Genomic DNA, 13,736 nt, shown 5'->3' with positions numbered 1-13,736 from the left:
GATCTACCCCTTATCCAATGTTTGTAACAGTCGTGACTTAGTTACCACGCCAAAGTAATTACCTTGCTCATCCACAACAGGAACGGAGTAAGGCACACCGCCAACAAGGCCAAGCACATCATTGATTGGTAAATCAGGGTTCAGCGTTAGGCCATCATCGAGCTGCGCACTGGTCAGTGATTTGTTCTCTTTGTGTGCTTTACGAAGGGAATCAATAGAGACGATACCGGAGTAACGACTGCTTTTCTCAACAACAATGCCGTATTCACGGTCGTTATCCATCAATATTTGTAGAGCCGACGCTGGGCCGTCATGTTCTGATTTTTTAAATACCGCAGCTGGCTTCTTACGTGCAATGTCTTTCACCGTAAGAACACTTGCTACATTCACACCGCGGAAGAAAGCTTCGACATAATCGTTCGCTGGGTTGTTAAGAATTTCGTCTGGGGTACCCACTTGAACCACCTCACCGTTTTGCATAATGGCAATACGGTCACCGATTCGCATCGCTTCATCCAAATCATGGGAGATGAAAACAATGGTTCGTTTGTCATCATTTTGAAGACGAATCAGTTCATCTTGCATTTCAGTACGAATCAAAGGATCGAGTGCAGAAAATGCTTCGTCCATTAACAGAATATCAGGGTCACATGCTAGGGCACGAGCCAAACCAACACGCTGCTTCATACCGCCAGACAATTCATCAGGGTAAGATTCTGAATACGGCCCGAGACCGACTCGTTCCAACGCTTCAAATGCGGACTGTTTTCTCTTATCGACTTCAACACCCGCTAGTTCAAGACCAAACGCGGCGTTTTCAATCACTGTCATGTGAGGCATCAATGCGAAGTTTTGGAAAACCATGGAGATGTTGTTGCGACGGACTTCGCGGAGCTCATCTTCTGAGGTGTGGGCAATGTCTTTGCCTCGAAGAAGCACATTACCTTTGGTAGGTTCAATCAAGCGGTTAAGAAGGCGTACTAGGGTTGATTTGCCAGATCCTGACAGTCCCATTATGACGAAAATCTCGCCTTCTTGAATGCTAAGAGAAACATCGTTAACGCCGATCGTTAACCCTGTTTCTTCGAAAACTTTATCTTTGTTCGCGCCTTCATTAATCATTGTAAAAGCACGGTCGGTGTCTTCACCAAACACCTTGTACAGTCCCTTAACTTCCAGTATGGGATCCATGTAATTTAATCCTTTCTTAGTTATCTAAACTAATAGTTATTTAAACTCAAAACCGATTATTTAAACTTAAAAACGGTTATTTAAACCCGAAAAACGATTAGCACTCTAAGCAATTAACCCATGCAAATCAAGGGGCATCGTTCTGTAAATCCGATGAAAAACCGTTAAAACCCCAGCCCAAACAAAGGTCAAATATCAAGCCCATACAAAGCAAAATATTGATAATAAAGAAATTTAAATCACACTCAACACCTGCGGCATTATGTATTACTTACAGATAGATTATTGAATATTTATTTCACATCAGAACAATTAATAGGCTAAATAGACCAAGAATATGCACAAATAGTTCGTGTACAAATAATTCGAATACAAACCAATTAAGAGAGTTTAAACGCCACCAAGACTGGTAAATTAACACCATTACGAGGCGCGCACTCCCAATGACTTTTACACACATATGAAGGGCAATCTGGATAGAGTCCGTCCAATTAGGCACAGATCAGATTGATACCTTAATCTCCGATATGGAAGACATAACACCAACTGTGATACTTGCTGCAAACTGTCAAAAGTCGATTACCCAGGCCGAAAGACAACTTGTAGAGTACACATTGCTGTTCCATTCTTTACCTAAAGGTTGGGCACTCTTTCGGACGGATAAAAGGACAGGTATTAGAATGATAAAAATGCTGGTGTGTGACTTTGATGGAACGCTTGATGGCGGCTCGTCTCATGGGGTTGATCAGTTGTTTAACTACTTAACAAAGCAACCGGATATTCGCTTTATCATCGCGACAGGTAGAACACTGCCCTCAATTCGTGTGGGTTTAGCTTCTGACAACTACCCGAAACCACACACGATTATCAGCGACGTAGGCACGAGAATTCATCACGAGCACTCCCAAACGCCGGATCACACCTGGCACAATCAATTAGAAGCGTCTTGGAACAAGTCAAAGGTTGAGTCTGCACTTGCATCGCTCGATTTCATGGGAGAGCGCTTAGAGATCCATCAAGGGGAATACAAGATCACTTTCGAAGGAAAACTGTCTGACTCTCAGCACGAGCTAATTGAGTCAAGCTTGGAGTCACACGGATTGGATGTACACCTTACTTACTCCCACGATTGGTACTTAGATATCACGCCTAAGGGTGTCAACAAGGCCACAGCGATTCATCATCTACTTAAACAACATCAGTTAAGCATTGAAGAGGTATGCGTGGCTGGCGACTCAGCGAACGACACCTCGATGCTAACCATAGATGGCGTAAATTCAATATTGGTCGCGAATCATTACCCTGAGATCGCTCACCTGTCCGATCGAGATAACGTATACACCAGCAGAGCAACACATGCAGAGGGTGTGTTAGAAGGCCTTAAATACTGGCAAGGGCTTGCTGCGTCGGGTAATTAATACCAGTGTATCAAGCAGATCGCCTCGACTTGATACACTTATTTCCAACCAGGAAGCCAATGATCCTTATCGGTTAGATCGCGCCAGTTAATGTCTTCTTCTCGTTTCGTCATCACCGCTTCTATTAAGCAACGAATGACCTCCCCTTCTTCGAATTCGACCTCCGTGATCATAAAGTGCTTTTCTTTCTTTACTGGGCTAACGGCCGTCCATTTACTGCGAAGTAGTTTCTTTGGATTGATTCGATTCATTGATCTTATCTCTCGCTGTGATGTCGTTGATTAATATGAGTTGTCTACTCGACACTGGGTAATAGTCTCTATGACGCAAAAAAGATCATAAAAAAAGCCAGCGATTAAAGCTGGCTCTATTCTGGTGATTGTTTCTCGTTAGAGATTAACCATTTTTAGGTGGATCAAATGCCGTCAGTTCTAATGCTGGGCCTGTGTATTTTTCAATTTTCACAAGCGCAGAATTCGCAGCACAACCATTTGCCAAACGAGAAGTTGGAATATCCAACGTGAGCACGTTACAGCCACCATTTTTACATAAACCTGTCTCTTTATCTAAATCTGGCCAACCGCCTTCATGGATACATACAGCACCCTGTTTGATACCATCAGTCACTAATGCACCAACCAGTACTTGTCCACGATCGTTATATGCACGAACCAAATCTCCGGTTTTGATGCCACGTACTTTCGCGTCTTCTACGTTAATGGAGATAGGTTCACGGTTACCAATAGCGTACTCTTCACGCAATTTTGCATAGTTAAATTGACTGTGTAAACGGTGGGCCGCATGCGCTGTCATCAACTGAAGTTCATCACTCTTCGCTTTACCAAAGAACTCTGTAGGCTCAATCCACGTTGGATGCGCTGGACAATCCGCAAGATTGTAGCCTTCGATTGTTTTAGAGAAGATCTCGATCTTACCACTTGGTGTACCTAGCGGATTCATCACAGGGTCTTTACGGAAATCAGCATGGCGAACGAACTGTGCAGCTTTCTTGTTGTATTTCATTTCAATAAGCTGGTTATCATCCCAGAACTTACCAAACTTAGGCATACGTACACGTGCAGATTTACCCGCTTTTTGCGCTGCATCGTAGAAGCCTTTCAACCAAGCCATTTCGTCTTTACCTTCAGTAAAGACATCGCGACCACCGGCTTTGATCATCTCAGACATATCTGCAAATACATCAAAGTCGTTACGCGCTTCACCTTGAGGTTCAACTACCTTCTTCATTGGTACTAAATGTTGGTTACTGTAGTCACCTGTCATCGTCATATCATTACGTTCAAATGACGTAGTGATTGGCAATACAATATCCGCATGCTTAGCCGCTGCAGTCCAGTAGATCTCAGAGATAACCACAAGTTCAGGTTTTTGCCACGCTTTGATCAAACGGTTGGTATCTTGGTGATGAGTAAAGTTACCACCGCCCGCCCACCAAATCATTTTCAGGTCAGGGAACGTCAGTTCATGACCATTGTGCATATATGATTTGCCTGGGTTTTCCAGTGCTTCTGTAATACGAGCAACAGGGAAGCTGTTCACCGCACCTGAAACTGCCCAGTCGTTACCTGCTGAAGAACCACCACCGATCGAAGCTGAAATCGCAGGTAATACACCAGCATCGCGTGTTGGGTTACCACCATTAGAATAGTGGTAAGACAGACCAAAACCACCGCCAGGAAGACCAATCTGACCAAGCATTGCAGCTAACGTCGCAATCATCCAGTGGCGTTGCTCACCGTATTGTTGACGCTGAATGCCCCAACCCGCCATAAGCATAGTGCGGTTCTGGCTAAAGATGTCTGCTAGAAGCTCAAGTTGTTTCGCAGGAACGCCTGTGATCTCTTCAGCCCATGCAGGCGTCTTTTCAACACCGTCTTCTTTACCCATTAGGTACGCTTCAAACTTATCGTAACCACTGGTGTACTTATTCAGGAACTCTACGTCATGCTTACCCTTCTTAACTAAAGAGTGTGCGATACCCATCATCATTGCGACATCGGTCATTGGGCGCGGCGCAATCCACTGAACTGTGTCACCAAAGAAGTCGATAGTTTCAGAGCGCATTGGGTCGATAGCGATGATTGTCTTGCCTGACTTCTTAAGTTTGTGGAAGAACTCTAGGCCTGAACAGTCGGTTGAACTCCATGCAATCTTAAGCGTGTTCATTGGGTTCATACCCCACAACACAACAACGTCTGAGCTCTCTAGCACCACAGGGTGAGTGGTTTGCTGTTCATAAACTTCGATAGATCCCATTACGTGCGGCATGATCACTTGAGCAGCACCGGTTGAGTAGTCACCTAAGTGACCTGAGTAACCACCAGCCAAGCTCATGTAACGTTGTAGTAGCGTTTGTGCTTTGTGCAATACACCACTTGAACGCCAACCGTAAGAACCCGCGAATACAGATTCAGGGCCACTCTCTTTACGGATACGCATGTGTTGTTCGTGGATCAGCTTATAAGCTTCATCCCAAGACACTCGAACGTATTCATCTGAGCCACGAGTTCCTGTTGGATCGGATGGGTTATCTAAGAATCCTTTACGTACCATTGGGTATTTAATACGAGCTTTGGTATGAACCTGATCAGGACCTGTCGTTTGTAAACTATTTGGCACTGTTTGTGCGAGAGCATTCGTCGTTGAAACTAGCTTGCCATCTTTCACTTCACATAACATCGGCCCCATACGACCTGCTGTTAATATACCTTTACCACGCTTATTCGCAGCCGATGCTGCCATTGGCGTCAATGATGTGAATGCCAGCGCACCAGCAGCCATGCTTGTTCCTTTGAGGAATCCGCGACGAGTAATATCTGTCATAATTATTTCCCTTTTGTTTCTTAGTGGCCAACCACATCTTTTGCGTGGTTCTGGAAGTATTTAGTAAGAAGTTCTAAATCTTGGTCTGAAATGTCAGTTCTTTCGCCCATGCCCTTCGCAACGGGGCCCCAAGCATTAACGGTGAAGTGGTTCGCGCCAATTTTTGCATGACACGTTGAGCAGTAAACGTTGTCGAGTTCTTCAGCGTAATCCCAGATTGGCTCGAGTGAATCCAGTACAGGCGCATCAACGTTCGCGGTTAGCACCGCCGTTCGCCATTCATTGCCGTACGCATCCGTTTTAAAATCACCAACTTCAAGGCTCTGTTGCCCTTGGTCTGTCAGCATCGCAACGATTGAGCGTTGACCTTCGCCGTAGTAAAGCACCTGTTCTGCACCCTTCATTTGGTAAGCATGCAACTCGATTTTGCGCTCAGTACCTTCAACACTTTTCACATCTAGGCGTGCCGTTGGATTGATAGTGCCAAGGTCACCAATACTGATGGTTTCTGCTGAGTAAACGACTTTCGCATTCGGGTCTGTTTTCTCAGTGAATGCCATCAAGTTGTCGAAAGCTTCGCTGTCCATTTCTGGCTCAGGAGCAAAGTGAGCAACACCTTTGTGGCAGTCGATACAAGTCTGATTATTCTCTTGCCCGTATTCATGCATTTTCGCCGCATCTTCAGATTGCTCGTAGCTATCCATCGCGTCGAAAGTATGGCAAGAACGACAAGTAGCAGAATCACTTTCACGTAGTTGAGCCCAAACGGTTTCGGCCATCGCCATACGGTGCTCTTCGTATTTGTCTTCGGTATCAATTTTGCCAGTCACAAACTCGTGATAAATGTCTTTAGACGCACGAATCTTGGTGATTACGTAGTCAATTGGGTCGGAAGGAATATGACAGTCAGAACACTCAGCTCGAATGCCTTTTGCATTGCTGAAGTGGATTGAACCTTCATATTCTTCATAAGGAATTTGCATTGTGTGGCAAGAAGTACAGAACTCAGTACTCGATGTGTAGTGCATAACGGCAGCAGTACCGCCCAGCGTTAACCAGCCAATACCTATACCGACAGCAGCAATAAGAGCGATATATCGTTTTTTAATAGACATATTTAGAAATCATCTTCAACAATTAGTAACAATTGCGATTAGAATAATACTTTAGGGTTAGTCACTATTGATTCACGTCATAAATTGTCTTTATTGATAATAAAGAAAGTGAGCAATGAGACTTCATACAACTCACTTATAACCATGACTGCGCAGTCAATTGATTTAATATTCATAAAACAAATAAAGACAATCTCATTTATAAAATTTAACTAAGAATAACTACACGCCTTTCTACTTAAATCGCACTAAAATCAAGATAAGGAGTAATGAACACGCCTATAATATTTGCAAACTTACGGCATTGAATTAGGTATGAACCAAACAGAATTCCAACAAAAAATGGCGAGTTTCACCTCGATTGAACAAGCGCTTGATTACTTCGAAATTGGGTTTGATAGCAAGTTCATCGACCAAAATAGAGTCGAGCTTGTGAAACGCTTTAATGGTTATCTGATCCTGTCAAAACCCGATGATTGGTTCTCAGGAAGAAGAGCGCTGAAAAACGCTTATTGTAAGGTTCAACGCAGCAAGTTAGATCGCCACACGCGTTCTGCCTGTCGTGGGTGTACAACTTGCCAGCGTCGATAGATCGGAAGTACTATTCAAAATAGAGAACTAAAAAGTAGATAGTTGAAATAACATCTCATTACGATTTAGTTAGTGGTTTGCTCGAAAAAAAGTGTGCTAGTCTTACGGCAACTCAACTACGAGATAAAAACTACAATGAAAATTTTCAGCAATTTCGAAAGCGGCAACATTCACGTCGTTTCAGCAGATTCACCACAAAACATTCAACTGACTATCCCAGCAGACTACCAAACTGAAATCTCTCAGTGGTTTCACTTCCGCTTAGAAAGTGAAGCTCAACAAGCTCACCACTTTGAAATCGGCCAATTGGCAACATCTGCCTACCCTGAAGGCTGGAAAGATTATGATGTGGTTGCATCGTATGACCGTGAAGAGTGGTTCCGTATTCCATCTCAATTCGATGGCGACACTTTAAGCTTTGATATCATTCCTGAACACGATTCAATGTACTTCGCGTACTTCGCACCGTATTCATACGATCGTCATCAAGATCTCTTGCACAGTGCTCAAACGCACCCTGCTTGTAAGCTAGAAACTCTGGGTCACACATTAGACAACAATGACATCACTTTGCTAACCATCGGTGAGCCAAGTGAAGAGAAGAAAAACATCTGGGTCATTGGTCGCCAACATCCGGGTGAGACCATGGCTGAATGGCTAATCGAAGGCTTGCTTCAACGTCTACTCGATGAGACAGACACAGTAGGCCGCTCACTGCTAGACAGCGTTGTATTCCGTGTTGTGCCTAACATGAATCCAGACGGCAGCATCCGTGGCCACCTGCGCACCAATGGTATTGGCGTTAACCTAAACCGTGAATGGCAGTCACCTTCTATGGAACGCAGCCCTGAGGTTTTCCTTGTTCGCGAGCGCATGCTAGAAACTGGCGTTGACCTTTGTCTAGACATCCACGGTGACGAAGCGATTCCATATAACTTTGTTGCTGGTAGTGAAGGTACGCCTTCATACAATGAGCGCATTGCAAAACTAGAGAATCACTTCAAGCAAGCTCTTCTGACTATCACGCCAGAGTTCCAAGATGAATTTGGCTACGATAAAGACGAACCGGGCAAAGCAAATATGACCGTCGGTACAAACTGGATCGGCGAACAGTTCAAGTGTTTGGCATACACTGTCGAGATGCCATTTAAAGATCACATCAGCCACGCTGACGAACTGTACGGTTGGTCTCCAGAGCGCAGTGTTGCATTTGGTCACGACATGCTAGCAGCGGTTTGGGCAACAGTAGACGAGCTATAAGACGAAACAAACTCGTTAGTTTGTCTTTAGAAGTAGTTTGTTCATATAGATGACAAAGCCCAGCACTTGTCAAAGTGCTGGGCTTTTTATATCAGATAACGATGAGTTACTTGGGTTTTAGGCGTATAGAAGCTTTGCTTATGCCACTCTGAGGTTCGCGAAGAAAACCGGGTACCTTTGCCTAATGTGTCGTTGTTCAGCCACCATATCTTTGAAACTCGGGCCTTGTGATAACAGAACGATCACTTCATCGCCTTCTTGCCTCAATACAGAACCACGAATATCAATGCTGTTATTACCATGCAACCATAAAGTGCCTGCCATTGAGAAGCCTCGATAGACCGGGATGATGTTACTCATCATCAAGCGCACGCCTTTTTCAGAAACTTCACTGACATGAAAAAGTTCATCTTTGATTCGTATCACTGGGCGCGCCTTTTTAGGGTACTTCAGGCGGTAATACTCACGTTTCTGGGTGAATGACTCTTCACTCATCGATGACTCCCTATCTTTGTTTCATGTTTCTGTTTCTTGGTAAAAATGAACAAGCTAACTATCTGTTGTTTTCTGTTTCAAATCTAAGCTCGAAACATACACATTCATCCAATTGATGACTGTCCATTATATCGACTTTACATAGCAATGCTTTAGCCATTTATGAAGAGACTCTAAAATTCCTGAGGATTCAGTAAAAAATGAGAACTGAATAGAATATGGTATATGCCCCATTCTTAGCAACACTACCTCAGAGCTGAAACAATGCTAGTTGAATACTAAAGCCCACAAATAGAACACCACAAACAATGTTCATCATTTGTGAGGTTCGCTTTTGAACCAACAAGCGCTTGAACGTATCCGCCATTAAGATCACAATCAAGAACCACATCGACACTACTGTCGCCTGAATCCCACCAAGCATCAAACTGTCTGTCACAATCGCATCTTTTGAAACAAATTGAGGGAATATAGAAAGATAAAACAGGACGATTTTAGGATTCAGTAGATTAGTGAGGAGCCCTTTGAAAAATTGATTGTATAGCTTACTTCCCGATGCACTTACCGCATAAAGTACACCCTCTTGAGCACGCAGGGCCGCGCGAAAATGGTTATACCCAAGCCAGACAAGATACAAAACCCCAGCCCACTTAAGCCCTTCAAAGGCCATTGGGGTGTTCGACAATAACAAACTTATGCCGTTGGCCGAGATAAAGGCGTGAAAAAAGAAACCACATGACACGCCCAACACGTTCACAAATGCGAACAGCTTCCTTTGAGTTAAGGCTGTGCTTAATACCAGCAAAGCATTAGGGCCTGGAATAATGGCAATAAAAAACACGATAACAATAAACAGCGATATACTGTCCCAACTCATTTCGAACTCATTTCATGAACATTTTTAGGGCGGACATTGTACGTCCATTCAATGCCATTACAATATGATGAACGTTTAATTATCGCGTATGGCTAACATACATAATTCACGCATAAAATGAGAGCGTTTATCGTGTAACGTTACAAAACTGATTTTCTAACATTTGCAGCCCTGTTAGACTCCACCTCCCTTTTGATACTTGGTTCATTTATGTCATTTGATAGCCTAGCCCTCAACCCAAAAACCGTCTCCGCGATCCCATCTCAATTCAATAAGCCGACAGAGATACAGCAAGCGGTAATTCCTACAATTATTGCGGAGAAAGACGTGCTGGCGTTGGCTCAAACGGGTAGCGGAAAAACGTTGGCATTTGGCTTACCTTTGCTGAACAGCATCAAGCATGATGTAAATGAACTACAAGCGATAATCATTGTTCCAACCCGTGAACTTGCCTCTCAAGTAGCCAAAGCACTAGAACCCATCGCAACCACACTTGATATCAAAACGGTGACACTGACTGGTGGAGTTGATATCGAGATCCAGCAACAGCAATTGTTAGAAAAGCCACAACTCGTGATCGCAACTCCTGGCCGCCTACATGCCGTTATTCAAGAGAACAAGCTCGAGCTAACCCAATGCAAGTCTTTAGTTCTTGATGAGGCAGACCGTTTACTCGACATGGGATTTTGGCCAGATGTTCAAACCATTATTTCTGCTCTTCCTAAAAAGCATCAAACACTGCTGTTTTCGGCTACGCTGCCAAAAGAGCTGATCAGTCAGACTGAGGCGCTTCTTGTTAATCCAGTAAAAGTTACGACGCATCAAGAAAACAGCGTGGTCGCGGCTATTGAAGAAACTCTGTACTTAGTGAACAAAGGCAGTAAAGCTCAAGCGCTGATCGCCCTAGTCAATCAGCACGCATGGTCGCAGGTCTTGGTATTTATTGGCGCAAAAGACAATGCAGATGCATTAACCAAGCGATTGAATAAAGCCAAAATCAGTGTGAATGCGCTACACGGAAATAAGAGCCAAGAAGAGCGAGAGCAAGCATTAGAGAGTTTCAAAAATGGCAAGACTCGTGTGCTTATCGCCACCGACGTTATGGCTAGAGGCATCCATATTGATCAACTACCTGTCGTAATTAACTTTGATTTGCCATCGCATTCGGCGACTTACGTCCACCGAGTTGGTCGCACAGCAAGAGCAGGAAGTACTGGCAGCGCGATCTCTCTGGTTAGCCACAGCGAAACTGACTACCTGAATGCAATTCGTACTCTGACCAATAAACCTCTTATGCTACAAGCGTTGGAAGGCTTCCCTGTTACAGACAAACCTGCATCTGAAACGGCAGCTCGCAAACGTCCGCCTAAAGACAAAATGGCTAACCGAAGAACCGCAAAAAAGAAGAGTGTTAAGCAATTTAAGAGCAAACCAAGTTCTTCGAAATAACCTGTTCTTCAAAATAACCACAGAAAATCGAATAGCCCAGTTTGCACTGGGCTTTTTTATGGTTGATCTCATATTAGCAGGACCAAAATACAAACTTACGCCCTCAAACCTCCATAAAGATGCCAACCTAAATGACACTTTTATGAATTATGATGCCAAGGTATTGATTCTTGGTTGCTCAAAAAAAATACTCTGAAATCACGTTGACGCCCCTATATCTGACAACTAGATTTTTCTATTAGTGTCTAAAAACCGGGAGGTCATTGAAATGAAACGTGCAAGCTCTACATATCGATTACAACTGATTAAGGAAGTGGCAACTCGCCGAGATCGTCAGCGTTCTAATGACCCGATGGCAAACTACATACAAAACCTAATAGACAACAAAGATGACTGTGATACCTCGGTGGAGCGTAACCAGAGATTCAGTGGCAGTCATTTTGATGAGCATATTGGTGGTTGGGTTAGCGACCATTGGGGTAGCAAGTAAGCCTACATCTCTAGTCACTGATATAGTCGATAGAACAGCATCGTTAGCTGTAAAATTAATATCTGCATTAACCTATTATCTGCAACAATTCCCTATCCAAGAGTAAGCAGAAAGTGTCTGAGTTAAAAAGAGAAAAAGAAGTGATGGTTGCCTTCCAAGTGATCCCTCGCGTTAAAGAAGGCAACAACTTCGAAGTGGTTGATAAAGCAATTGAAGTTGTGAAAGCTGCCGATGTGCCTTTCCAAGTCGGAGCTATGGAAACCACGATGAAAGGTGAACTCAACCAACTGCTAGATATCGTTAAAAAAGCAGAACAAGCTTGCTACGATGCAGGGGCTGTAGAAGTGATCACAAACATTAAAATTCACAGTAAAACCACCGAAGCCGATGATACATTTTGCACGTACCATCGTGGTGTAACGAAAGCGAATCACATGTTTGTTTAGCAATATGTTTATTTCAGAAAGCTGTTTATTTAAGAAAACAGGGCTTTAAGAAAGACTCTGAAGAACCAGTGATGTTATTGAAAAGGCATGTCTGAAAGGTGAGAAAGGATTTCCATTCGCTCTTCTTCTGACATCGAATGCCAATCACGCGGAGTCTCTTCAGGGTCATCTTTCGCCCCGATTGGTTTTCGATCCAGTGCTTTAACTGGCTCTTTTTTGAATTTTCCGTTCTTTTTATTCATACCGACACCACTCCTTCAGGTACAAAGGTACCTACCTTAATATTACACCCCAACCATTATGTAAAGTAATAGTTACCTCGAGGTTAAATAAAATTTCAATACTTCCTCTTTAGCCGAAAAGATCTCTTTGGGGACTTGTACTTCCCTCTTCGTCAACCGACTTACCAACCAAATTTTTTTGCTTCATTATTTTTCTTCTATAGCGCTGACGACACAGCTTTATGACGTGTAACTGTTCTGACGGCGTCATCGACATCCAATTAAAGCGCTCCTCCCTTTTACGCATACAGCCATTGCAATAGCCTTTGTCATCGCTTGAGCAAACCCCGACGCAAGGGCTTGGAACTTGGAAAAACTCTAACTGCTCCACCGCGCCTCCTTACATAATCAAAATTACGCTTACTATCTCAAAAATAAGCGATTAATTTGTCGCCTAGCTCATGAAATCCATACTAAACTATGACCTTATACTGACACATATAGTGTTTTGTAAACTATACTTTGAACCCATCAAGTTACACTTATTCGGTAACTTCGTTCTTTCCTTTGGAGCCTTATAATATGAAGTTTAGTTCAAAAAAATTACTAGCAGTAGCCGCTTTACCTATGATGCTAGCAGCATGCACAACAACAGGTGATAACGCGATGCAAGTAACACCAACCGATCTACAGCACCATAATTGGGAACTTGCGCAAATTGATGGCAAGAACATTGAGAAAAGCGAACACCAAGCGACACCTCGTCTAGAGATCGGCGAAAAGATGACGGCAAACGGCATGGCTGGTTGTAACAACTTCTTCGGTCAAGGCGAACTAAAAGACGGTCAATTCCGCATTAAGCAAATGGGCATGACCATGAAAATGTGTCACGGCTCAGCAATGGAAATCGAACAATCGGTTTCCGCGACTCTAAGCGAGTGGAGCGACGTAACACTAACAAACGATACGCTAGTATTGAAAAACGATGTACACACGCTAACGTACACAATTCGTGACTGGGTAAACTAATCAGTCAAAGAAACCAAATATTGATTGAAGGAGCCCTAGTGGCTCCTTTTTTATTGCTTTTTTACACTCATGATTCCTTCAAAACTGACACTCATCGCTTACTTTTCGTACCAACCTCCAATAAACCTAAAAAATCTATCATTTGAGTGCAATAAATTCATCAGTTCAACGGTCTGTTGCTAGGATGGTAATAGCCCTTAAGTAATTGATTGAATTTACTGTTGAATTAGAAATTATTTCAGAAACAGATAGAATAATAGGGCGTGTTGATCTTTCGAGCTGATTTTTGCAGCGAGTTGCTGGGTATTTA

The 13,736-nt window shown here is 43.4% G+C and carries 15 protein-coding genes; 7 read left to right on the top strand and 8 right to left on the bottom strand.

The genetic code is table 11. The features are described 5' to 3' along the window. Nucleotides 1-3 precede the first annotated feature (3 nt). A complete protein-coding gene (gene proV, locus ACED59_RS22030) occupies nucleotides 4-1,191 on the bottom strand; it encodes a glycine betaine/L-proline ABC transporter ATP-binding protein ProV (RefSeq protein WP_017098641.1) in 1,188 nt (395 codons plus the stop codon). Between the two features lie 680 nt (nucleotides 1,192-1,871). On the opposite strand from proV, the gene ACED59_RS22025 reads away from it, so the two are divergent. Continuing rightward, nucleotides 1,872-2,609 carry an HAD-IIB family hydrolase gene (locus ACED59_RS22025; RefSeq protein ID WP_029224018.1) on the top strand — a complete coding sequence of 246 codons (738 nt, stop codon included), beginning with the start codon at nucleotides 1,872-1,874 and terminating at the stop codon, nucleotides 2,607-2,609. A gap of 38 nt (nucleotides 2,610-2,647) precedes the next feature. On the opposite strand, the gene ACED59_RS22020 is transcribed toward ACED59_RS22025, so the two are convergent. The 3 genes from ACED59_RS22020 to ACED59_RS22010 all read right to left on the bottom strand — a co-directional run bounded on the left by ACED59_RS22020 (nucleotide 2,648) and on the right by ACED59_RS22010 (nucleotide 6,568). Then, nucleotides 2,648-2,860 carry a TIGR02450 family Trp-rich protein gene (locus ACED59_RS22020; RefSeq protein ID WP_009846453.1) on the bottom strand — a complete coding sequence of 71 codons (213 nt, stop codon included), beginning with the start codon at nucleotides 2,858-2,860 and terminating at the stop codon, nucleotides 2,648-2,650. A 145-nt stretch (nucleotides 2,861-3,005) separates the two neighbouring features. Then, a complete protein-coding gene (locus ACED59_RS22015) occupies nucleotides 3,006-5,453 on the bottom strand; it encodes a molybdopterin guanine dinucleotide-containing S/N-oxide reductase (RefSeq protein ID WP_029224019.1) in 2,448 nt (815 codons plus the stop codon). A gap of 20 nt (nucleotides 5,454-5,473) precedes the next feature. Continuing rightward, on the bottom strand, nucleotides 5,474-6,568 hold the full coding sequence (locus tag ACED59_RS22010; protein WP_017098644.1) for a NapC/NirT family cytochrome c: 1,095 nt from the start codon (nucleotides 6,566-6,568) through the stop codon (nucleotides 5,474-5,476). Nucleotides 6,569-6,883: 315 nt separating this feature from the next. Between ACED59_RS22010 and ACED59_RS22005 the strand changes: the two genes are divergently transcribed. Next, complete coding sequence (locus ACED59_RS22005) at nucleotides 6,884-7,159, top strand: nitrogenase-stabilizing/protective protein NifW (protein WP_029224020.1); 276 nt, start codon at nucleotides 6,884-6,886, stop codon at nucleotides 7,157-7,159. Nucleotides 7,160-7,294: 135 nt separating this feature from the next. After that, nucleotides 7,295-8,419 carry a M14-type cytosolic carboxypeptidase gene (locus ACED59_RS22000; protein WP_029224021.1) on the top strand — a complete coding sequence of 375 codons (1,125 nt, stop codon included), beginning with the start codon at nucleotides 7,295-7,297 and terminating at the stop codon, nucleotides 8,417-8,419. A gap of 138 nt (nucleotides 8,420-8,557) precedes the next feature. Here ACED59_RS22000 and ACED59_RS21995 read toward each other — a convergent pair whose 3' ends face one another. Then, on the bottom strand, nucleotides 8,558-8,914 hold the full coding sequence (locus ACED59_RS21995; RefSeq protein WP_012603678.1) for a hypothetical protein: 357 nt from the start codon (nucleotides 8,912-8,914) through the stop codon (nucleotides 8,558-8,560). A gap of 250 nt (nucleotides 8,915-9,164) precedes the next feature. Continuing rightward, nucleotides 9,165-9,791 (bottom strand): LysE family translocator, encoded by a 627-nt coding sequence (locus ACED59_RS21990; protein WP_012603677.1) that lies wholly within the window; start codon nucleotides 9,789-9,791, stop codon nucleotides 9,165-9,167. Between the two features lie 210 nt (nucleotides 9,792-10,001). Here ACED59_RS21990 and ACED59_RS21985 point away from each other — a divergent pair, with 210 nt between their 5' ends. From ACED59_RS21985 to ACED59_RS21975, 3 genes are all read left to right on the top strand, one after another. Beyond that, nucleotides 10,002-11,240: a DEAD/DEAH box helicase gene (locus ACED59_RS21985; RefSeq protein WP_029224022.1), complete on the top strand. Its 1,239-nt coding sequence runs from the start codon at nucleotides 10,002-10,004 to the stop codon at nucleotides 11,238-11,240. Between the two features lie 268 nt (nucleotides 11,241-11,508). After that, nucleotides 11,509-11,730 (top strand): hypothetical protein, encoded by a 222-nt coding sequence (locus ACED59_RS21980; protein ID WP_009846448.1) that lies wholly within the window; start codon nucleotides 11,509-11,511, stop codon nucleotides 11,728-11,730. 143 nt (nucleotides 11,731-11,873) lie between these two features. Further along, on the top strand, nucleotides 11,874-12,176 hold the full coding sequence (locus ACED59_RS21975) for a thiamine-binding protein (RefSeq protein ID WP_017065764.1): 303 nt from the start codon (nucleotides 11,874-11,876) through the stop codon (nucleotides 12,174-12,176). Nucleotides 12,177-12,250: 74 nt separating this feature from the next. Here the strand turns inward: ACED59_RS21975 and ACED59_RS21970 are convergent, their stop codons facing one another. Together ACED59_RS21970 and ACED59_RS21965 are read right to left on the bottom strand one after the other, a co-directional pair. Further along, nucleotides 12,251-12,418, bottom strand: a complete 168-nt coding sequence (locus tag ACED59_RS21970; protein ID WP_017098648.1) for a hypothetical protein — start codon at nucleotides 12,416-12,418, stop codon at nucleotides 12,251-12,253. A gap of 109 nt (nucleotides 12,419-12,527) precedes the next feature. Further along, a complete protein-coding gene (locus tag ACED59_RS21965) occupies nucleotides 12,528-12,788 on the bottom strand; it encodes a DUF1289 domain-containing protein (RefSeq protein ID WP_017098649.1) in 261 nt (86 codons plus the stop codon). Between the two features lie 191 nt (nucleotides 12,789-12,979). Between ACED59_RS21965 and ACED59_RS21960 the strand changes: the two genes are divergently transcribed. After that, nucleotides 12,980-13,426: an META domain-containing protein gene (locus tag ACED59_RS21960; RefSeq protein WP_009846444.1), complete on the top strand. Its 447-nt coding sequence runs from the start codon at nucleotides 12,980-12,982 to the stop codon at nucleotides 13,424-13,426. Nucleotides 13,427-13,736: the final 310 nt, after the last annotated feature.

It is taken from the genome of Vibrio sp. FF266 (assembly GCF_041439695.1).
In the GTDB taxonomy this organism is placed as follows: domain Bacteria; phylum Pseudomonadota; class Gammaproteobacteria; order Enterobacterales; family Vibrionaceae; genus Vibrio; species Vibrio tasmaniensis_A.
This window is presented reverse-complemented; position numbering and strand designations above follow the sequence as displayed.